General features: G+C 71.5%; 15 protein-coding genes and 4 pseudogenes. 12 read left to right on the top strand and 7 right to left on the bottom strand.

Annotation, left to right across the window (positions count from 1 at the left end; genetic code table 11):
* Positions 1–44: 44 nt before the first annotated feature.
* On the bottom strand, positions 45–1,379 hold the full coding sequence (locus tag N8I84_RS18490; RefSeq protein WP_263230575.1) for an ABC transporter substrate-binding protein: 1,335 nt from the start codon (positions 1,377–1,379) through the stop codon (positions 45–47).
* Positions 1,380–1,496: 117 nt separating this feature from the next.
* Between N8I84_RS18490 and N8I84_RS18485 the strand changes: the two genes are divergently transcribed.
* Positions 1,497–1,997, top strand: coding sequence for an SCO4402 family protein (locus N8I84_RS18485; protein ID WP_263230574.1), 501 nt, complete (start codon positions 1,497–1,499; stop codon positions 1,995–1,997).
* Positions 1,998–2,128: 131 nt separating this feature from the next.
* Entirely contained in the window at positions 2,129–3,010 is an 882-nt protein-coding gene (gene purU, locus N8I84_RS18480; RefSeq protein ID WP_200420882.1) for a formyltetrahydrofolate deformylase, read from the top strand.
* 64 nt (positions 3,011–3,074) lie between these two features.
* Here purU and N8I84_RS18475 read toward each other — a convergent pair.
* Positions 3,075–4,240: pseudogene (locus N8I84_RS18475) on the bottom strand (maleylpyruvate isomerase N-terminal domain-containing protein).
* A 107-nt stretch (positions 4,241–4,347) separates the two neighbouring features.
* Positions 4,348–4,929 carry a sigma-70 family RNA polymerase sigma factor gene (locus N8I84_RS18470; RefSeq protein ID WP_263230573.1) on the bottom strand — a complete coding sequence of 194 codons (582 nt, stop codon included), beginning with the start codon at positions 4,927–4,929 and terminating at the stop codon, positions 4,348–4,350.
* A 371-nt stretch (positions 4,930–5,300) separates the two neighbouring features.
* Here N8I84_RS18470 and N8I84_RS18465 point away from each other — a divergent pair, with 371 nt between their 5' ends.
* Both N8I84_RS18465 and N8I84_RS18460 read left to right on the top strand, forming a co-directional pair.
* Positions 5,301–5,681 (top strand): STAS domain-containing protein, encoded by a 381-nt coding sequence (locus N8I84_RS18465; RefSeq protein WP_263230572.1) that lies wholly within the window; start codon positions 5,301–5,303, stop codon positions 5,679–5,681.
* A 263-nt stretch (positions 5,682–5,944) separates the two neighbouring features.
* Entirely contained in the window at positions 5,945–6,457 is a 513-nt protein-coding gene (locus N8I84_RS18460) for an EF-hand domain-containing protein (protein ID WP_263230571.1), read from the top strand.
* Here N8I84_RS18460 and N8I84_RS18455 read toward each other — a convergent pair.
* On the bottom strand, positions 6,441–7,985 hold the full coding sequence (locus N8I84_RS18455) for a class I adenylate-forming enzyme family protein (RefSeq protein ID WP_263230570.1): 1,545 nt from the start codon (positions 7,983–7,985) through the stop codon (positions 6,441–6,443). The two genes, N8I84_RS18460 and N8I84_RS18455, sit on opposite strands and share 17 nt — an antisense overlap.
* 89 nt (positions 7,986–8,074) lie before the next feature.
* Between N8I84_RS18455 and N8I84_RS18450 the strand changes: the two genes are divergently transcribed.
* From N8I84_RS18450 to N8I84_RS18435, 4 genes and pseudogenes are all read left to right on the top strand, one after another.
* Entirely contained in the window at positions 8,075–9,271 is a 1,197-nt protein-coding gene (locus N8I84_RS18450) for an amidohydrolase family protein (RefSeq protein ID WP_263230569.1), read from the top strand.
* On the top strand, positions 9,271–10,404 hold the full coding sequence (locus N8I84_RS18445; protein ID WP_263230568.1) for an acyl-CoA dehydrogenase: 1,134 nt from the start codon (positions 9,271–9,273) through the stop codon (positions 10,402–10,404). The genes N8I84_RS18450 and N8I84_RS18445 overlap by 1 nt, the downstream gene beginning before the upstream one ends.
* A gap of 7 nt (positions 10,405–10,411) precedes the next feature.
* On the top strand, positions 10,412–11,296 hold the full coding sequence (locus N8I84_RS18440; protein ID WP_263230567.1) for an acyl-CoA dehydrogenase family protein: 885 nt from the start codon (positions 10,412–10,414) through the stop codon (positions 11,294–11,296).
* Positions 11,297–11,774: 478 nt separating this feature from the next.
* Positions 11,775–12,196: pseudogene (locus N8I84_RS18435) on the top strand (ATP-binding protein); the annotation flags it as partial.
* Positions 12,197–12,689: 493 nt separating this feature from the next.
* Here the strand turns inward: N8I84_RS18435 and N8I84_RS18430 are convergent.
* Positions 12,690–13,616: a cyclase family protein gene (locus N8I84_RS18430; RefSeq protein WP_263230566.1), complete on the bottom strand. Its 927-nt coding sequence runs from the start codon at positions 13,614–13,616 to the stop codon at positions 12,690–12,692.
* A gap of 110 nt (positions 13,617–13,726) precedes the next feature.
* Here N8I84_RS18430 and N8I84_RS18425 point away from each other — a divergent pair, with 110 nt between their 5' ends.
* The 4 genes and pseudogenes from N8I84_RS18425 to N8I84_RS18410 all read left to right on the top strand — a co-directional run.
* Entirely contained in the window at positions 13,727–14,626 is a 900-nt protein-coding gene (locus N8I84_RS18425; protein ID WP_263230565.1) for an SDR family NAD(P)-dependent oxidoreductase, read from the top strand.
* Between the two features lie 420 nt (positions 14,627–15,046).
* Positions 15,047–16,201, top strand: a complete 1,155-nt coding sequence (locus N8I84_RS18420) for an acyl-CoA dehydrogenase family protein (protein ID WP_263230564.1) — start codon at positions 15,047–15,049, stop codon at positions 16,199–16,201.
* Positions 16,202–16,211: 10 nt separating this feature from the next.
* Positions 16,212–17,261 carry a Zn-dependent alcohol dehydrogenase gene (locus N8I84_RS18415; RefSeq protein ID WP_263230563.1) on the top strand — a complete coding sequence of 350 codons (1,050 nt, stop codon included), beginning with the start codon at positions 16,212–16,214 and terminating at the stop codon, positions 17,259–17,261.
* 169 nt (positions 17,262–17,430) lie between these two features.
* Positions 17,431–17,613: pseudogene (locus N8I84_RS18410) on the top strand (IS630 family transposase); the annotation flags it as partial.
* A 278-nt stretch (positions 17,614–17,891) separates the two neighbouring features.
* Here the strand turns inward: N8I84_RS18410 and N8I84_RS18400 are convergent.
* Entirely contained in the window at positions 17,892–18,959 is a 1,068-nt protein-coding gene (locus tag N8I84_RS18400) for an ABC transporter permease (RefSeq protein WP_263230562.1), read from the bottom strand.
* 211 nt (positions 18,960–19,170) lie between these two features.
* A pseudogene (locus N8I84_RS43150) lies at positions 19,171–19,629 on the bottom strand (FtsX-like permease family protein); the annotation flags it as partial.
* Positions 19,630–19,979: the final 350 nt, after the last annotated feature.

Below are 19,979 nucleotides of genomic sequence, written 5' to 3'. Positions count from 1 at the left end.
GGTGCGCGCCGCCCGGTGAACGGGGCGGCGTGCACCGGCACGCCTCACTCGCTGTCCGTGCTCTCCAGCGTCTTCGACACGTTCACGAAGCCCTTGCGTGCCGCCACCAGCCGCCCGTCGCGCACGATCTGGAAGGTCACCTCGGAGTTGATCAGGCGGGGGAAGTCGACGACCGCGGTCAGGTCCTGGAAGCGCCAGCGCAGCGTCGGGGTGAGGCCGCCGGTGTCGACCTTCAGGCCGTTGTCGAGGGCAATGCGGATCGTGCGGGCCGACACCTCGCCGTCGCCGAGCGACTCGACGACCTTCTTGAGGACCGTGTACGCGATCCATGTGGTCTGCACGCCCGCGTCCGCCGGATCGATCCGGTCGTCGTCGAAGGCCTGCTCCTTGATCACTTCCTTCATCTCGTTCCAGCGCGGATCCGACGCCTCCGGGTACCAGCCGGTGACGTACGCGTCCTCGTAGGGTCCGGAGCCGCCGCCGGAGGAGTCGATCACCGACTGGTCGACGCTGCCGAGCACGGACGCGGTGCGCACCGGCCGGTAGTCGGCGCTCAGACGGCGGAAGGAGTCCATGAAGGTGCCGGTGCGTTCGTCGAGCGCCGGGACCACGCAGCCCTTCTTCCGGGGGTCCGCGGTCGCCTCCTCCAGCGCCTGCCGCGCCTGGTCGTCCAGGGCGGTGGCGTCCTCTGCGGCGCGCACGTCGGCCGCCGAGGCGTGGTGCGCCGCCTTCAGTCCGGCGTCGAGCAGCAGGGGAAGCTCGTCGCCGGCGACCGTGTCGGGGCGCACCAGGGCGACGCGGCCGCAGGTCCGGCCGAGCTCCTCGCCGAGGCCGGCCAGCAGCGCGGGCTGGCCGCCGTTGACGGGATAGGACAGCACGCTCTTGAACTCGTCGTCGGTCAGGCCGTACCCGCCGATGTAGGGGATGCCCGCCGACTCCAGCGGGGAGAGGAAGGAGCCGGCGTACTGGCTGTAGGAGCCGACGACCGCGACCGCGTTCTCCTTCACGGCGAGCCGGGCGCACTTCGCGGCGTCCACGTAGTCGTTGTGGTCGTTGCAGGTCAGGACCTCGAGCTTGCGGCCGTTCAGACCGCCGTGGGCGTTGACCCAGCGCGCGTAGGCCTGCGCCATCGCCGGCATGCCCGGCTTGTCGGTCGCCGAGGTCTTGTCGGGTGCCCAGGTCATGACGGTCACGCGGTCGTCCCCGGAACCCCCCGTGGTACCGGGGACGACCCCGCAGGCGACCGCTATCGACGCAACTGCCACCAGCGCGCCCGCGGACACCAGGACGGTCCTGACGCGGGGAGTCGCTTTTTCAGGGACGGAGCCCGGAACGCGGGGGCGGATGGGGGAGGAGCTGGTGCGTCGCCTGCCGGTCATGGACACGCACGATTCCCTCACACCACTAACCGTCGTGTCATCGGAGGTCAACGGAAGGTGGCGCCGAGGTGAATTGCGGGGTCCGATGATCCGTGTTTCACAGGGAACGTACGATCGATGACCGTGCAAGCTCCGGAGAACCCTTCCCGTCGCGGTCGTCGCTCATCCACCATGGGCGGCATGCCACTCAACGACATGCCGTGGTGGCGCTGGCGCAGCAATGTGCGCTCCGCGCTGCACATGCTCTCCGATCCCGTCTTCCAGCGGGACGTCTGGCTGGCCGGTGTCGAGGGGTACGGCGACGTCACCGACGCCGTGTACCGCCTGGTCGAGGACACCTGGCTGGACAACTGGTCCGCCGAGAAGTACGTCGGCACGATCTTCCGGGACTCGCAGGAGGCGGCCCTCGTGGACTCCGCCGTCCTGCGAGTGCTGCGGATCATGCACCAGGTCGGGCCGGACGCGCCGGTGGACGCCTACCTCAACCACCAGGCGTGGCCGGAGGCCGTGCGGGCGGCACGGGACGCTCATGTACGGCTCTCCGTGGCCGACGGGGAGGACCCGGACGTGCCGCCGCGCACGCTCGAGGTGTTGCGGATCCTGACGAGGAGCGCGTAGACCCGCTAGTCCGGGGTGGGCCCGTGCCGTTCGGGGGCCCTGCCGCAAGGCGGGGCCCCGTCGTCCGCCGGACCGTCCGGGTTGCGGGACGACGGTCCGCGCGGGCCCGCGGACATGAGACCCTGGCGTGCATGAACGAGCAGTCCACCCGAGCCTCGGCCCCGGCCGACCAGTACGTCCTCACCCTCTCCTGCCCGGACAAGCAGGGGATCGTGCACGCCGTGTCGAGCTACCTGTTCATGACCGGCTGCAACATCGTCGACAGCCAGCAGTTCGGCGACCAGGACACGGGACTGTTCTTCATGCGGGTCCACTTCTCCGCCGAGGCCCCGGTGACCGTGGACAAGCTGCGCGCGAGCTTCGCGGCGATCGGTGACTCCTTCCAGATGGAGTGGCAGATCCACCGGGCCGACGAGAAGATGCGCGTCATCCTCATGGTCAGCAAGTTCGGCCACTGCCTGAACGACCTGCTCTTCCGCGCCCGGATCGGCGCGCTGCCCGTCGAGATCGCGGCCGTCGTTTCCAACCACACCGACTTCGCCGAGCTGGTGGGCTCGTACAACATTCCCTTCCACCACATCCCGGTGACGAAGGACACCAAGTCCGAGTCCGAGGCGCGGCTGCTGGAGCTGGTGCGCGAGCTGGACGTCGAGCTGGTGGTCCTGGCCCGCTACATGCAGGTGCTCTCGGACGACCTGTGCAAGCAGCTCAGCGGCAGGATCATCAACATCCACCACTCCTTCCTGCCGAGCTTCAAGGGCGCCAAGCCCTACCACCAGGCCCACGCGCGCGGTGTGAAGCTGATCGGCGCGACCGCGCACTACGTGACGGCCGACCTCGACGAGGGCCCGATCATCGAGCAGGAGGTCGAGCGGGTCGGCCACGACGTCACTCCGGACCAGCTGGTGGCGACGGGGCGGGATGTGGAGTGCCAGGCGCTGGCACGCGCGGTGAAGTGGCACGCGGAGCGCCGCATCCTGCTCAACGGCCGCCGGACGGTGGTCTTCGCCTAGGGCCTCTCGTTTGGAAGACCCTAGGGGCTCCCCATGGCCCCCCGAGGCCGTCCCCGAGGTCCCGCTACATCCGGCTCAGGGACGCCGCCGCGAAGAGCACGTCCCTGATCGCCTCCCGGTCGCCGACCTGCCCCGCGGCCGCCTCCTGCGGTGGCACATGGCCGGCGGCCAGGCGGCAGAACTCCACCCCGTCGAGCGCGACGTGCGCCACCTCGTGCTCGGCGGAGGCCACCGCACCGGGCGAGTCGAGCGGAATCAGCCACTCGCCGCCGCCCAGGCCCTCGATCTCCAGGCGCAGACTGCGCCCGGGCTCTCCCGCCGGAACGAGGTGCCGGCCGCCGCGCGGGGGCGCGGCGAGGCGGCGCGCCGCCGGGCGGCCAGGGTCAGCGGCAGTATCCGTACCGCCAGGTCGAACATCTGGTGGAGATGGCGCGGCGCCGGCGGGTCGTAGGGGTAGTCGACGGCGTTCGCGATGTCCTCCGCGTGCACCCAGCACTCGAAGGCCCGATCCAGCATCGCGTCGTGCAGCGACAGCCCGAAGGCGCCGTACGACACCGGGACCGCCCCGCTGGTGTCTTCGGTGAGGGAGACCGCCCGGACGAGCTGGTGGGTCTGGTCGCGCCACGGGACGCGGATGGAGCGGGTCGGAGGGAAGTGGGAGGCGCGCCAGTACGCCTCCGTGCGCCCTTCGGGGCTGCCCTCGTCCCCGGCGGTGTCCCCCAGGGGATCCTCCAGCCCGAGCGCCACCGCGACCAGGCCGTCGACGGAGAGCAGATGGGCGATGACCCCGGCCACGGTGGTGCGGCGGCTCGCCGCTGCCTTCCCGTCGAACCACCGCAGCCTGACCGGGGTGTGCCACTCGGCTTCGCCGATGTCCTGCAGCAGGGCGTCCAGGCGCGCGGCCTCCGCGTCGTAGGGGGCGGCCCACCCCGGCACCGGGATGCGCGGCGGGCGCCGGTCGAGGCAACTCGCCAGGACACGGGTGCGCAGGGCGGGGTCGAGATCCAGGCTCTCGGGCCGCTGCAACAGCCCGACGGCCTTCCGCAGCCGCCGCGCCTCCTCCTCGCACGGGCCGCAGCCACCGAGATGCGCCTCCACGGCGGCGGTCTCCTCCGCGGAACAGGCGGCCAGCGCCCAGGCCCCGAGCAGCGACTTCAACACCCGGTGCTCGAGCGGGACCGCCTCGGCCCCGGGCGTCGCGGCCCCACCGGCCAGCGGTCCTCGGGCCACTTCGGACACCTCACGCTCGTCGGCGGCCCCGGGTGCGCCCTGCCCGTCGCTCCCGTACGCGCCGTACTCCTCGAACTCCTCGGGCCCCCGGGAACGCTCCGCCCCGCTCACCACACACGCCCCGCTTCCGGCGGCGTGCCCGAGGGCCGCGTCTCGTGGGCGGTGGCGAGGAGCTGGAGGCCGAGGCGGAGCCGGCGGCGCGCCTCGTCCTCCGTGATACCGAGGTCGGCGGCGGTCTGGCGGTAGTCCCGGCGCTGGAAGTAGGCCCGTTCCAGAGCGGCGCGCAGCGGCACCGGCATGGAGGTGACGATGTAGTCCGCGCGGGCCGCGACCGAGGCCTGGCGCACCCTGCGCTCCAGGTCCTCCGCCGTGCCCCGGCCGTCCCGTGCCAGTGCGGCGGTCTCGGTGGCGCGCAGCCGCTGGACGGCGAGCCGGTGGGTCAGTGTGGCGACCCAGGTCCGCAGCGGCTCCCGCCTGGGGTCGTAGGACTCGGGGTTCTCCCAGACGTGCGCGAACACCTCGCGAGTGACGGCGTCCGCCTCCTCCTCGTCCCCGAGCACCCGGTGGGCGAGGCCGTGCACCAGGGAGGCGAACCGGTCGTAGCACTCTCCGAGCGCGGCGGCCTCACCCCGGGCGAGCCGCTGCTGCATCCTGCGGTCCCACCGGGGCGGTGCGTCCTTCTTCGCCATGCGGCCCCCTCGTCCCCGGACGTGCCCTGCGCCCTGTCCCGGTTCAGCGTGCGCCCCCCACGCCTTCGAATGTAGTCGGCACATCGGACAACGCACGCCCCTTTGTGGCAATGTGCGCCCCTCGGCGAGCCGCGGATGGTAGAGGCGGTCCCGCGCGGGACCGTGCCGGACGCGAGCGCCTACCCAACCGACTACGGATCAGGGCTGAACGAACAAGACCGTTACCGATTGAATTGGCTCATCTAATACCCAGTTTCGATCGGCGGTTCGGTGTTTCATAGAAGAGCGTTCGGGCAGCCGCGCTCCAAAGGAAGCGAAGGGACCGCTTCCGTTTCATGGACGGCGCGGGCAGGCGCGGGCAGGCGGGAGGCATGGCGGTGACGCTCACAGTGACCGGCGAAAAGCGCGGCGAGTGGACCGTGCTCCAAGTGGCGGGCGAACTGGACCTGATGACGTCACCGGTGCTGCGCCAGCGGGTGCACGACGCGGTGGCGGACGGCCGCCACTGCCTCGTACTCGACCTCTCCCAGGTGGTCTTCTGCGACTCCAGCGGCGTCGGCGTGCTCGTCGCCGCACGCAGACTGATCCGCTCCTGCCGGGGCCGGCTCCGCCTCATCCTGCCCGGGCACGGCGCGCCCGAGGGCACACACGTCAACCGTGTCCTCGCCGCCCTCGGCGTCCGCCGCCTCTTCGACGTGCACCCGGACCTCGGCTCGGCCACCGACGACACCTCACGGCCCCTGTCGGCCTGACCGCAGGCCTACCGCACGACCGGCCGCAGCCAACCGAACGTCCCGACCGCACGCCACCGCCCGGTCCGACGCCACGGCACCCCTCCCCGGTGTGAGCGCCGGCACACCAGGGTCAACGGAACGTCGCAGGACGGCCACACTGTTGTCCCGGAATTCCTGCGGTCTTGGTACAACGGCCGTTTTCCGGCTCCCCGCAAGCTCCCCGCGTCGTACGCTCCCTGCCAGAAACACCCCCGATGTGACGTAAGGCGGCCCGAAACACCATGGTCAGCACCGAGTACGAGCGCAGGATCGCCGCCCGGTTCGCCGGCTTCGACCAGGACGGCAACGGCTACATCGACCGCGCGGACTTCAGCGCGGCGGCCAAGGCGGTCCTCACCGAGTTCGGCACCGCGGCCAGGTCCGAGCAGGGGCAGGCCCTGTACGCCGGGGCTGAGGCGTTCTGGCAGGGCATGGCCGGGATAGCGGACCGGGACGGCGACCAGCGCATCACCCGCGAGGAGTTCGTGGGCGGCGCGGTGAAGCGGCTGCGGGACAACCCCGAGCGGTTCGCGGAGATCGCCCGTCCGTTCCTGCACGCGGCGCTCGCCGTGGCGGACGGCGACCGCGACGGCGCCGCCACGGTCGCGGAGACCGCCCGCGCCCTGAAGGCCCTCGGCGCACCGGAGGACGTGGCCCGGGCGGCGGCGACGACGCTCGACACGGACGGGGACGGCAAGGTCGGCGAGAGCGAGATCGTGTCCGCGTTCGCCCGCTACTTCACGGTCCCGGAGTAGTCCCCGAAGCCTCGGAGCCCGAAATCTCAGGGTCCGAATAGCGCTCCCGAAGCTTGTACTTGAGCACCTTCCGCAGGGTCTCCCCCCGCGGAAGGGCCTCCACCACCTCCAGCTGCTCCGGCAGCTTGTGCACGGACAGCCCTGCCGCCCGCAGGTACGACGTGACCGCGGGGAGCGTCAGTTCCTCGGCGCCGGGCGGCTGTTCGACCACCGCGCACACCCGCTCCCCGCGCACCTCGTCCGGCAGTCCGATCACCGCCACGTCCTGCACCGCGGGGTGCGTGTGCAGCAGGTCCTCGATCTCCCTGGCGGAGATGTTCTCCCCCTTGCGGATGATGACGTCCTTGCGGCGCCCCGTCAGCACCAGATGGCCGCTGTCGGTCAGGTACCCGAGGTCGCCGGTGCGCAGGAAACCGTCCTCGTCGAAGGCCTCCGCCGTCTGCACCGGATCCAGATACCCCTGGCAGACGGCCTCTCCCCGCAGCCGTACCTCCCCGTCGACGATGCGTATCTCCATCCCCTCGGGCGGCCTCCCCTCCGTCGTCGCCAGGTTCCCGGGAGTGTCCTCGGGGTCCCCCATGGTGATCATCGGGACCTCGGTCATGCCGTAGCCGTGGGTCAGCCGGACGCCCATCTCGCGGACCACGCAGTGGTACAGCTCGGGCGGCTTGGGGGCGCCGCCGCCCGCGAGGAGCCGGAGCGAGCGGATCAGCTTCTCGCCCGGCTGTCTGCGCTGCTCGGCCAGGAACATCGAGTAGAACGCCGTCGAGCCGCCCGCGACCGTCACCCCGTGCCGCCGGTACTCCGCCAGCGCCTGGGGGAGTGCGAAGTGCTCGAACATCACGGCCGGGAAGCCGTGGAGCAGGAGCATCACCGTGTAGTCGGGGCCCGCTATGTGGGCGTAGGGGAAGGCCATAGAGCCGACGTCGTCCGGGGTCAGGCGCAGGGCGTGGGCCAGGCAGGAGCCGCCCGCGATCAGGGAGCGGTCGGTGTGCAGGACGCCCTTGGGGTCGGAGGTGGTGCCCGAGGTCCAGTAGACCCAGCGGACCGAGGTGCCGTCGGCGGGCGGGGCGGGGAGCGTCGACGGGTCGCCGTCCGGCAGGTCGTCGTACGCCTCGAAGACGCCTTTCGCGCCCAGCCGGCGGGCCATGTCCGTGTGGTCGTACCCGCGCCAGACGCCGGGTACCGCGAAGAACTCCGCCTTCGACGCGCGCAGCGCGAAGCCGACCTCGCGGTCCCGGTAGTAGGGGATCACCGGGGACTGGACGGCGCCCAGGCGGGCCAGCGCGAAGGACAGCAGGGCGGTCTCGATGCGGGTGGGCAGCTGCCAGGCGACCACCGTGCCGGGGCGTACGCCCATGCCGTACAGGCCGGCCGCCACGCGCTCGGCGCGGGTGCGCAGATCGCCGAAGGTGAGAACCCGGTCCTCCTGGAGCAGGACCGGACGGTCGGGAGTGAGGTCGGCGCGGCGGTCGACCAGCTCCCACAGCGTACGGGCGGAACTCAGGACGTGCGGGGTCTCGTTCACGGCCGGCCCCTCTGCTTGGCTGACGATCCGTCAGGTGACATGCTATCTGACGAGCCATCAGATGAGAGCCGGTCCGGCGGAGGGGAACCATGGCGAGTGAACTGCCCCGCATCATCAGCGTCGACGACCACGTGATCGAGCCCGCGCACCTCTTCGAGACCTGGCTGCCCGCCAAGTACCGGGACCGGGGCCCGCAGCCGCTGACCGCCGGGATCGGCGAACTGGCCTACGTCGGCGGGAAATACCAGATCACCATGGACCCGGAGGGGCCGCCGACGGACTGGTGGATCTACGAGGACCTGAAGTTCCCCTACAAGCGGAACATCGCCGCCGTCGGCTTCGACCGGGACGAGATGACCCTGGAGGGGATCACCAGGGAGCAGATGCGGCGGGGGTGCTGGGACCCCAGGGCCCGCCTGGAGGACATGGACCTCAACCACGTCGAGGCCAGTCTCTGCTTCCCCACCTTCCCGCGCTTCTGCGGTCAGACCTTCGCCGAGGCGCACGACAAGGAGGTCGCCCTGGCCTGCGTACGCGCCTACAACGACTGGATGGTCGAGGAGTGGTGCGGCGACAGCGGCGGCCGGCTCATCCCGCTCTGCCTGATCCCCCTGTGGGACATCGACCTCGCGGTCGCCGAGATCCGGCGCAACGCCGGGCGGGGGGTGCGGGCCGTCACCTTCTCCGAGATCCCCACCCACCTCGGCCTGCCCTCCATCCACTCCGGCTACTGGGACCCGTTCTTCGCCGTCTGCCAGGAGACCGGGACGGTGGTCAACATGCACATCGGCAGCAGCTCGCAGATGCCCGCCGCCTCGCCCGACGCGCCTCCCGCCGTGCAGGCCTCGCTCAGCTTCAACAACGCGATGGCCTCGATGATGGACTACCTCTTCAGCGGGGTCCTGGTGAAGTTCCCGCGCCTCAAGCTCGCCTACTCCGAGGGGCAGATGGGCTGGATCCCGTACGCGCTGGAACGCGCCGACGACGTCTGGGAGGAGCACCGCGCCTGGGGCGGGGTCCGCGACCTGATCCCCGAGCCGCCGTCGGCGTACTACTACCGGCAGATCTTCTGCTGCTTCTTCCGCGACAAGCACGGCGTCGCCTCGCTCGACGTGGTGGGCCGGGACAACGCCACCTTCGAGACCGACTACCCGCACGTCGACTCGACCTTCCCGCACACCAAGGAGGTCGCCCTCGACCATGTGAAGGGCCTGGACGACGAGACGGTGCACAAGCTGATGCGGGGCAACGCGATCCGCATGCTGGACCTGGACCTCGAGCGCTGATGGACCTGTCCTGCACCCCGGAGGAGGAGGAGTTCCGGGCCCGGCTGCGGGAGTGGCTCGCCGAGGTGCTCCCCACCCTGCCGCCGAAACCGTCCCCGGACGACTGGCCCGGGCGGCGCGCCTACGACCTCGGGTGGCAGCGCATGCTGTACGACGCCGGGTACGCCGACGTCCACTGGGACGCCTCCCCGACCGTGCGGCTGATCTTCCTGGAGGAGGCCGAGAAGGCGGGCGCGCCCTATGTGGGGGCCAACTTCGTCGGGCTGCTGCACGCCGGGCCCACCATCGCCGCCGAGGGCACGCCCGGGCAGCGGGAGCGCTGGCTGCCGCCGATCCTGCGCGGGGACGAGGTGTGGTGCCAGGGGTTCAGCGAGCCGGACGCCGGGTCCGACCTCGCCGCGCTGCGCACGCGCGCGTGGCGGGACGGCGACGACTACGTGGTGAGCGGATCCAAGATCTGGACCTCCCACGCGGAGGTCGCCGACTGGTGCGAACTGCTGGTGCGCACCGACCCCGGCGCGCCGAAGCACCGGGGCATCACCTGGCTGGCGATGCCCATGGACGCACCGGGCGTCACCGTACGGTCGCTGCGGACGCTCGCCGGGTCCGAGGAGTTCGCTGAGGTGTTCCTCGACGAGGTGCGGGTGCCGGTCGCCAACCGGATCGGCGCGGAGAACGACGGCTGGCGCGTGACCATGGTGACGCTGTCCTTCGAACGCGGCACCGCGTTCGTGGGGGAGGTGGTGGCCTGCCGTCGCGTGCTCGGCGAACTCGCCCGCCAGGCGCTGGCGAACGGCCGCTGGGACGACCCCTCGCTGCGGCGGAGGCTGGGGCAACTGAACGCCGAGTTCCGTGCCCTTTGGCGGCTCACGCAGTGGAACGTGAGCGAGGCGGAACGGAAGGGCGGGGCCCCGGGCGTGGGCGGCTCGGTCTTCAAGCTGCGGTATTCGCACGCGCGTCAGGAGCTGTACGACGCAGCCGCCGAGGTCCTGGGCCCCGAGTCCCTGGACCTCGGCCGTCCATGGGTCCTGGACCGGCTGTCGTCCCTCTCGTACACGATCGCGGCCGGCACCTCGCAGATCCAGCGGAACATCGTGGCCGAACGCATCCTCGGCCTGCCGAAGGGACGGTGACGCGGCCGTGCGCTTCCAGCCGACCGACGACCAGCGGGCGTTGCGGGCAGGCGTGCGCGGTCTGCTCCAGCGCCGCTTCGGCCGGGGCGCGCTGCGGGCCGCCGTGGACCGGCCCGGTGCGCTCGACCGTGGGCTGTGGCGGGAACTGGGCGAGGCGGGCTTCTTCGCGCTGCGGCTGCCGGAGGCGGACGGCGGGGTCGGACTGGGCCTGCCGGAGGCGGTCCTGGCCTTCGAGGAAGCCGGCCGGGCGCTGCTGCCCGGCCCGCTGGTGGCCACCCACCTCGCGGCGGGCCAGGTGCCGGGCGCGGCGAGCGGACAGACGGTGGTCACGGCCGTGTACGGCGGGCTCGTGGAATGGCTGGGGGAGGCGGACGTCGTCCGGGGTGACGCGACCGGTGCCCTGCCCCTGACGTCGGTGGACCCGATGACGCCCCTGCACCGGGTCGTCCGGGCCGCCGAAGACCGCCTGCCGGACCCCGTCGCGGTCCTCCTCACCGCCGCCGAACAGCTCGGCGGCGCCGCGCGGACCTGTGAGCTGGCGGCGGAGCACGCGCGGGTCCGGGAGCAGTTCGGTCAACCGATCGGGGCCTTCCAGGCGGTCAAACACCTGTGCGCAGAGAGCCTGGTACGGGTGGAGACGGCCCGCGTCGCGGTGTACGCCGCCGCGATCACCGCCGACCCCCTCGACATCGCCGCGGCCCGTCTGCTCGCCGACGAGGCGGCCGTCCGCTGCGCCCGCGACTGCCTCCAGGTGCACGGCGGTATGGGCTTCACCTGGGAGGCGGAGGTGCACCTGTACCTGAAGCGAGCGTGGGTACGGGCCCAGCGTATGGGTTCGAGTGCGGAGAGTGAGGAAAAGCTCGCTGGGGAACTGCTCTCAGAGGTGAGATAAAAGCCCCTGAGCAGGGCTTATTCGCCGCGTTCGGACCTGGATGTCGCGGATTGTGGCAATCCGGAATCACGGAGCGTTGATACCGGGTTGTGTCCTACGCGTGACTTGTCACGGGGTGGAGTCGCGGGAGGGCTCCGGTACCTTGTGTGGGATGCGAGCGGTTCTGAGCCCGATCCACCACGGTGCGGCCCCTGAGGCGGCGCCGGATCCGGCGATGTGTGCCGTTCGTGAGGCAGGGCGGCCCGTCGTGCCTGCCTGTTCGACTCACCGTGGCAAGCGTCGCACAGTATGGCGTACGCGTACTCCTTCGCGCTGGAATATGCCCGAAGCGCTTGTTGGGGTGACTGTACGTCAACCATGCTGTCGTGCAAGGGAATCACGGTCCGTGATCCTGGTTCCTGCCATGCAGACGATGACCACGATCGTGACCCTTGCGAGGCGCGAGGCGATGTGTCCGCCGGTTCGGATGGTGTGAGCGGTGCAGGTGCTTCAAGTGCAGCTGGAGATCCGGCCCGACCCCGCGGAAGTGGGGCGGGCCCGGCGGTGGGCGCGCTCGCGTCTTGCCGGGTCGGGCATAGCGGCGGACGAACCGCTGGCCGAGACGCTGATCCTGCTCGTCTCGGAACTGGTCACCAACGCCGTGGTGCACACCGGTTGTCCCGCCGTGCTGCGCCTGCTGCTGACCGGCTCCTGTGATGGCCCCTCCGGCGCCCCTGCGGAGACCGTCCGTCTGGAGGTCGCCGACCGCAGCGCCCGCCCGCCGCAGCCCCGGCACGCGGGGGCGAGGAGACCGGGGGCCGCGGCCTGGAGCTGGTCGACGGGCTCGCCGACCGCTGGGGCTGGGACGCCGAGGGTGCGGGCAAGCGCATCTGGTGCGAGGTGGACCGCTGCGCGGCGCCGCCGAGGACCGGGCGACGGTGTGCGGCGTGGAGGCGGCGGCCTGCGGCGTGGAGGCGGCGCCTCGGTTCGCGTACGGCGTGGTGTGACGGGACCCTGCGGCGAGGCGTGAGCGGACCGGACCGGGTGGTCGCCCGGGGCGCCGGTGCATGCGCCTGGGCACGGGCGGCTCGACGGTCGTACGGGCATGGCTGCCTGGAGTGGATCGTGGGCGAGTGCGCCGGGGTCTGCTTCTGTTCGCGCCGTCACAAGAACGGCATATGTGAGGAATCACCGAGGGCCTGTTGACGCCGTGTGTCTGTGTGATCACGCTGGTGTTCGGCGATCCGTCGTGAGGGGACGCCGAGGACTCGGGTGACGGGAGCCCTCGACGAGTGCGGATCGTGCTTCGGCCCCGGCTCTTGCAGGGGCGGGCGGCCCGGGGGGACCGTCCGGGGACGGGCGGAGATGTCGAACCGGCCGACGGCGCACCGTCGGCCGGTTCGGCATCTCCGGCTCACAGGACGGCCACGGGTGCCACGGGGCTTCCGGTGCCGCCGACGAACGGCTCGGGTGTCGCGGACAGCAGGAAGGCGTAGCGCCCCTCTTCTCCACAGGCTGTGGACAACTCCTCGAGGTTCCAGTTCTGCCCCTGTGGCATCCCCATCTCCACGAGGTGGAGGGCGTGCACGGGCAGCCACAGATCCTCGATCTCGGGGGGAAAGACCTCGAAGGTGAGCGTGTCGTTGGCGACGGCCGCCACATCGCGCGCGTGGAACCACTCCGGGGTCCGCACCGACAGCCCCGGCGAGGGATACCCGTAGGCCTCTTTGCCGCCCGAGAGATAGGTGCGGATCTGCCCGGTCCGTACGAGGACGATGTCACCCGCCCGAACCCGCGTACCGGCGAACTCCTCGGCCGCGTCCAGATCCTGCGGCGTGACCGCGTACGAACCCTCGAGCCGCTCCCGGCCGAGCGCCCGGGGGATGTCGAGGAGCACCCCCCGGGAGACGATGTGCCGCGGCTTGTCGATCCCGCTGAACGCGGCGCCGCCGTGCGCTGTCACCGTGCCGGCCGGACGGCCGTTGTAGAGCTTCCCGGAGTGCGATACGTGCGGGAGCGCGTCCCAGTGCGTGGCCGCCTGGAGGCCCATGGTCACGGCGTCGTCGCTGCACGCCACGGTGCCCGGGCCGAAGATCTCCTGGTTGATCTGCACCATCACGTGCAACGGATTGACCCGCCCCGGGATGACGCCGGTCTGCACTCCGTCCTGTCGGAGCGGCAGGGCGAGCGGTATGCGCCGCCCACTGCGCACACAGGCCGCGGCCTCGCGCACCACCTGGTCGGTGACGAGGTTCAGCGTCCCGATCTCGTCCTCCGGGCCCCAGCGCCCCCAGTTGTTCACGCGCTTCGCGATCTCGTGGAACTCGCCGGGCAGTGGCATCGGCCCTCCCGGGGGCTTGCCTCGGAGTATCTGACGACCCGTAAAATCCGACTGCGAGAGAATCTAACGGACGGTCAGAAACTCCGGAAGGGCAAGGGGAGGGGCTGAGCATGGCGAACTTCCTGGCGGGCAAGGTCGTCGCGGTGACGGGCGCGGGCCGAGGCATCGGGCGGGCGGTGGCGCTGGCCGCGGCGGCGGAGGGGGCGCGGGTCGTCGTCAACGACTACGGGGTCCTGGTGGACGGCGCCTCGCCCACGAGCGAGATCGCCGACGCCGTGGTCAAGGAGATCGAGGCGGCGGGCGGGGAGGCCGTCGCGGTCGCCGACGACATCTCGACCATGGCGGGCGGGCAGCGGGTGGTGGACCGGGCGCTCGCGGCGTACGGCCGCCTGGACGGGGTGGTGTGCGTGGCGGGCATCCTGCGCGAACGGATGCTGTTCAACATGACCGAGCACGAGTGGGACCCGGTGCTCGCCACACACCTCAAGGGCACGTTCACGGTGTTCCGCGCGGCGTCGGCGGTGATGCGGGAGCAGCGCTCGGGCACGCTGATCGGTTTCACGAGCGGCAACCACCAGGGCTCCGTGTCGCAGGCCAACTACAGCGCGGCAAAAGGCGGAATCATCTCCCTTGTCCGCAGCGCGGCCCTGGGTCTGCACAAGTACGGGGTGACGGCGAACGCGGTGGCCCCCGTGGCCCGGACCCGCATGTCGGCGAACGTCCCCATGGAACTGAAGGAGATCGGCGACCCCGAGGACGTGGCGGCGCTGGTGGTCTACCTCCTGTCCGACCGCGCGAAGGAGGAGGGCGTCACGGGCCAGGTGTACACGATCGCGGGCCCGAAACTGGCGGTCTGGGCACAGCCGAGGGAGCTGAGAGCGGCGTACGCGGAGGGCGCGTGGACCCCGGAGAGGATCGCGGACTTCCTGCCGGGAACGGTGGGGACGGACCCGATGCCGCTGCTGGAGCAGGTGGAGGCGATGGAGAGGGCGGCACGCCGCGGCCGCTGAGCTTTGCGGTGCCGTGCGGGCTGGGTTTGTGCGGTGCCGTGCGGGCTGGGTTTGTGTGGTGCCGTGCGGGCTGGGCTTGCGTGGTGCCGTGCGGGCTGGGCTTGCGTGGTGCCGCTCGCGCCGGGCCTGCGCGGGGCGCGGTAGAGCTCGGGGCTGCGGGTGTGTCGGCGGCTACGGGTTCGTTGTGGCTGGTCGCGCAGTTCCTCGCGCCCCTGATGGCGGGGGGCTGCCCCGCCATATCGAGTCCGTCTGGGGGTCCCCCTGCTCGAAGAGTTTGGGGGAGTTCGAGGACGAGGCCGTCAGGCCGAAGCGGGGGTCTGGGGGCGCAGCCCCCAGGGACGGGACGGGTAGGGGCGGCGGGGGCGAGAAACCCTCCGGCCGCCACCACGCAGCGCCGGCGGACGACACAAGGCGGAAACCATGAACTTCGAGCCAGACCCGCAAGACGAGGTGTTCCGTGCGCAGGTCCGCACCTGGCTGGAAGCCCACCTCGGCACCCCCCACACCCGCCGATCCTGGGAACGCACCCTCGGCCGAGCCGGCTGGATCGGCCTGTCCTGGCCCGAGGACGGCTACGGCAACCGCCGCGCCCCTCTCACCCAACAGGTCGTCTGGGCGGAGGAGTACGCCCGCTCCCAGGCACCACCCCGCTCCGGCCACATAGGGGAGAACCTCCTCGCCCCCACCCTCCTCACCCACGGCACCCAGGCCCAGAAGTCCCGCTTCCTGCCGCCCATAGCCCGGGGCGAGGAACTCTGGTGCCAGGGCTACAGCGAACCCGGCGCCGGCTCCGACCTGGCGGGCCTGCGCACCGCCGCCGTGCGCGACACCCCCACCTCGTACCGCGTCACCGGCCAGAAGACCTGGACCTCCCTCGCCCACGAGGCGGACTGGTGCTTCGTCCTCGCCCGTACAGACCCCACCTCCCACCGCCACCACGGCCTGACCTTCCTCCTCGTCCCGATGGACCAGCCCGGCCGTATCGAGGTCCGCCCCATCCGCCAGCTCACCGGGACCAGCGAGTTCAACGAGGTGTTCTTCGACGGGGCGGCGGCCCGCGCCGAACACGTCGTCGGCGGCGAGGGCAACGGCTGGCGCGTGGCGATGAGCCTGCTCGGCTTCGAACGCGGCGTCTCCACCCTCGCCCAGCAGATCGGCTTCGCGAACGAACTCGCCGAGGTCGTCCGCACGGCCCTGGCCACCGGCGCGGCGGACGACCCCGTCCTGCGCGACCGCCTCGTCACCCAGTGGGCCGAACTGCGGACGATGCGCTGGAACGCCCTGCGCACCCTCGGCGACACGACGGACCCGGCCGCGCCCAGCGTGGCCAAACTGCTGTGGGCGCACTGGCACCAGCGCCTGGGCGAACTCGCGATGCAGGTCAGGGGCGCGGCAGGCGCGGCAGGCCCCGCCGACTGGTCGCCCACGGAACCGTACGCGCTGGACCCGCTCCAGCACCTGTTCCTGTTCAGCCGGGCCGACACCATTTACGGCGGCTCCGACGAGATCCAGCGCACGATCATCGCCGAGCGCGTGCTCGGCCTGCCGAAGGAACCCAGGGGAACCAAGGGCTGAGGGGGTTGCGATGCGAGGCGTGCTCTACGACGGCACCCAGAGCCGGATCGTGGACGACCTGGAGGTCCGGGACCCGGGGCCCGGCGAGCTCCACGTGGCGATCTGCGCGGCGGGGCTGTGCCACAGCGACCTCTCCGTGGTCGACGGGACCATCCCCTTCCCCGTTCCCGTGGTGCTCGGCCATGAGGGCGCCGGTGTGGTGGAAGCGGTCGGCGCGGGCGTCACCCATGTCGCACCCGGCGACCACGTGGCGCTCTCCACCCTGGCCAACTGCGGGACGTGCGCGGACTGCGACCGCGGTCGCCCGACGATGTGCCGGCAGGCGATCGGCCGCCCCGGCCGCCCGTTCACGCGGCGCGGCGGGCCGGTGTACCAGTTCGCCTCCACCTCCGCCTTCGCAGAACGGACGGTCGTCAAGGCCGTCCAGGCGGTCCGCATCCCCAGGGACATCCCGCTGCCGTCGGCGGCCCTGATCGGCTGCGGGGTCCTGACCGGCGTGGGCGCCGTACTGAACCGCGCCCGGGTGGACCAGGGCGACACGGTCCTCGTCATCGGAACGGGCGGAATCGGTCTCAACGTCCTCCAGGGCGCGCGGATCGCAGGCGCCTCGCGGATCGTGGCGGTGGACGCCAACCCGGCGAAGGAGGCGGTGGCCCGCCGGTTCGGTGCGACCGACTTCCTGACCTCGACGGACGACGTGAAGGACGTCCTCCCCACCGGCGCCGACCACGCGTTCGAGTGCGTGGGCCGGGTGGAGCTGATCCGCGCGGCCATCGACGCCCTGGACCGCCACGGCCAGGCGGTGCTCCTCGGCGTCCCGCCGGCGACGGCCGAGGCGTCGTTCCTGGTCTCGTCGATGTACCTGGACAAGGCCGTCCTGGGCTGCCGCTACGGCTCCTCCCGTCCCCAGCGGGACATCGCGCTCTACGCCCGGATGTACCGCGAAGGCCGCCTGCTGCTGGACGAGTTGGTGACGGCGACCTACCCGGTGGAGGACTACGAGAAGGCGGCGGCGGACGCGCACGCGGGGCGGGTGGCGAGGGCGGTACTGACGTTCTGACCCGGTCCGCCGCCCGATGAGCCCAGTGCCGCGGCCCTGGTCTTCCGAGTCAGGAATTCTGTTCAGATGTGCAGGTTGCGGGGTGGGCGCGTACTGGGCGATTCCAAGGCCGAGTTGATCCTGTCGGATGAGGAACGGGCTGCGCTGGAGGGGTGGGTGCGGCGCGTCGCGGATCTGGCGGGCGTTCGGCCTGCAGCCGCACCGCTCGGAGACCTTCAAGCTGTCGACGGACCCGTACATCGTCGACAAGGTCCACGACGTCGTCGGTCTGTATCTGGGCCCGCCCGAGGGCGCGTTGGTGTTCTGCGTGGACGAGAAGTCGCAGATCCAGGCCCTGGACTGCTCACAACCCTTCCGAGCACCGTCCGCGCCCTCTGGGGTCCGACCGGGCGAGTACGCGACCCAGCGTGGGCCGGGGCCTCGCCTCCGCCCTCGATGCGGACCGGCGCGCTGGCGACCTGCTGCTGATCGACAACGTGCTGGTCGGCCACGGGCGTCGGCCGTACACCGGCGCCCGCCGGGTGCTGATGGCCATGTCTGAGCCACTCCACCCTCTTCATCCGGCTCATGTGTTCGGTTCAAGGGTGGGGACGGGCGCCCTGGGGCCGGCACGCGCCCGCCCCCGGCCCTCTATTCGGCGCGCAGGGCGTTTGCCGTTCCGGCCTGCGCCGCCCAGCCGGCCGGGCCGAGGGCGCCGACGGTTGCGATGACCGGCCCGGCGAGTCCCAGCAGGATCAGCTCGCGCGTGGAGTACACGGACAGCAGGGACTGCGGGTATCCGGAGTTCGCGGCGTGCGCCATCAGCGGCACCACGGCATGGTGCAGGAAGACTCCGGCGGGGACTCCGACGATTCCGGCGACCAGGCCGACGCCGGCGACCGAGCACACCGCCATGAGGAGGGTCTGGCGCGGCGTCATGCCGATCGCCTTGTACACGCCGATGTCGTGGGCTCGCTCGCGGATCTGCAGCGCCACGGTGTTCAGCACGCCGAGGCCGGCGACCACGGTGATCAGGACCGTGAGCATCGTGATCAAGGTGAGTACGGCGAGGAACTGCGTGGTCGAAGCCTGGGAGGAGGTGGCCCGGTAAGAGTGGCCGAGTGCCGCGGACACGTTGTTGGTGTACGCCTGCGCGCTGGTGCCGGGCTGGAGGGCCACGTCGAAGTACTGCGGCTGCGCACCCGGGTCGATACGGGAGAGCGTGGCCCGGCTCAGGTACATGGCGGGCTGACTGCCCGTCCTGAACACCTCGCCCACGATGTGGACCGTCAGCCGGTGTCGGCCGGAGATCAGTGTGTACGTCGACCCGACCGAGGTGCCGGTGTCGGTGAGGAACAGGGTGTTCACGTCCACCTCCGCGGCTCCTGGGGAGGCGGAGTACCAGCGGCCGGAGATCAGCGGAATCCCGCTCAGGGACGGGGTGTCGCCGTAGGCGGTGGCGGTTGCCTTCTGCACCGCGCCGGGCACGCTGAACTGGGCGTCGGTCTCGGTCACGTAGTACCGCGTTCCGTCCTGTGCTTTCAGCACCGACTCGACCGCGCGCTGCTGCGCGTCGCTCAGGGACGGGGCCTTGCCGCCTGTGCCGCCCGACACCTGCACGGCCATACGCGAGTAGGGCGAGTCGTCGCCGACCCGGTTCAGCGTCGACCCCAACCCGATGCCGAACGTCACAGCCGCGGCGCCGAACACGATGACCACCCAGGTCGTCACCGTCCGGGCAGGCCGGGCGGCCGGCGCGGCCAGGCCGAGCGTGATCGAGCGGGGGAGTGACCGCAGCGCGCCGCGGCCCGGTGCGCGAAGAAGCCGTGGACCGGCCGGGGGCACGGCCGGTGGCGATCGCCTGGATGGCGCTCATCCGGCCCGCCCGCAGCGCGGGAAGGACCCCGCCGACCGCGGTCAGTGCGAGTGCCGCCAGCGGAACCAGGACGTCGACCCACAGCGGAACGCTCAGCGTCCCCACCTGGAAGACGTGCGCGTTCACCTCGAGCATGGGAATCGCCAGCAGGTTCCCGACCACGACACCGACGGCGCAGCCGACCAGCGCGGGAATCAGCACCAGCAGCGTGTACGAGACGACGACCTGCACCGGGCTGAAACCGATCGCCTTGAGCACACCGATCCGGGTGGTTCCGGCGATCACCGCACCGGCCACCACGTTCACCACGATCAGCACCGAGATCACCAGCGCGATCACGCCGAACGCGATGATGAACGGCACCCAAGGCTGGATCCCGCCCTGTTCCGCTTGCCGAACGTCCAGATAGGACGTACTGCCGAGCACCGCGCCGCTCGGCAGCGCCGACCGCACCGAGGCGATGTCGGCGGCGATCGCGGACTGCGACTCGGCGTGGGTGAACCGGTAGAGCATCTGAGCCTCCCCGGTTCCCACCACGCTCCGGAGCGAGGCGATCTGGGACGGCGTCACCCAGCCGGCGGCGGTGTGGGTGATCGAGTTCGCGGTACCGACCACGGTCAGCGTCTGCGAGCCGATGGTGAGAGTCGACCCGGTGAACACCCCGTTGCCTCGGTCGACCACGATCTGCCCGTCGCGGTTCGGCCAGTGGCCGTCGAGCAGCGTGAGGTTGTCCACCGAGCCGTCAGGTGTGGACCGGCCGACGATCCGGAGCGGTGTCGTCGACGTGCCGGGTACTCCGGGAACCTTGACGCGCGCGGTCACCTCGACCTCGCCGAACGGGCCGGACGCGGCCGTCACGCCGG

It is taken from the genome of Streptomyces cynarae (assembly GCF_025642135.1).
Taxonomy (GTDB): domain Bacteria; phylum Actinomycetota; class Actinomycetes; order Streptomycetales; family Streptomycetaceae; genus Streptomyces; species Streptomyces cynarae.
The sequence above is the reverse complement of the archived record's forward strand: the minus strand, read 5'-3'. Positions and strand labels throughout refer to the sequence as shown.

Excerpts from the sequence above, each read along its gene's own strand:
- N8I84_RS18490 (WP_263230575.1), bottom strand. The coding sequence starts at position 1,379 with ATGACCGGCAGGCGACGCACCAGCTCCTCCCCCATCCGCCCCCGCGTT.
- N8I84_RS18485 (WP_263230574.1), top strand. The coding sequence starts at position 1,497 with ATGACCGTGCAAGCTCCGGAGAACCCTTCCCGTCGCGGTCGTCGCTCA.
- purU (WP_200420882.1), top strand. The coding sequence starts at position 2,129 with ATGAACGAGCAGTCCACCCGAGCCTCGGCCCCGGCCGACCAGTACGTC.
- N8I84_RS18470 (WP_263230573.1), bottom strand. The coding sequence starts at position 4,929 with ATGGCGAAGAAGGACGCACCGCCCCGGTGGGACCGCAGGATGCAGCAG.
- N8I84_RS18465 (WP_263230572.1), top strand. The coding sequence starts at position 5,301 with ATGGCGGTGACGCTCACAGTGACCGGCGAAAAGCGCGGCGAGTGGACC.
- N8I84_RS18460 (WP_263230571.1), top strand. The coding sequence starts at position 5,945 with ATGGTCAGCACCGAGTACGAGCGCAGGATCGCCGCCCGGTTCGCCGGC.
- N8I84_RS18450 (WP_263230569.1), top strand. The coding sequence starts at position 8,075 with ATGGCGAGTGAACTGCCCCGCATCATCAGCGTCGACGACCACGTGATC.
- N8I84_RS18445 (WP_263230568.1), top strand. The coding sequence starts at position 9,271 with ATGGACCTGTCCTGCACCCCGGAGGAGGAGGAGTTCCGGGCCCGGCTG.
- N8I84_RS18430 (WP_263230566.1), bottom strand. The coding sequence starts at position 13,616 with ATGCCACTGCCCGGCGAGTTCCACGAGATCGCGAAGCGCGTGAACAAC.
- N8I84_RS18425 (WP_263230565.1), top strand. The coding sequence starts at position 13,727 with ATGGCGAACTTCCTGGCGGGCAAGGTCGTCGCGGTGACGGGCGCGGGC.
- N8I84_RS18420 (WP_263230564.1), top strand. The coding sequence starts at position 15,047 with ATGAACTTCGAGCCAGACCCGCAAGACGAGGTGTTCCGTGCGCAGGTC.
- N8I84_RS18415 (WP_263230563.1), top strand. The coding sequence starts at position 16,212 with ATGCGAGGCGTGCTCTACGACGGCACCCAGAGCCGGATCGTGGACGAC.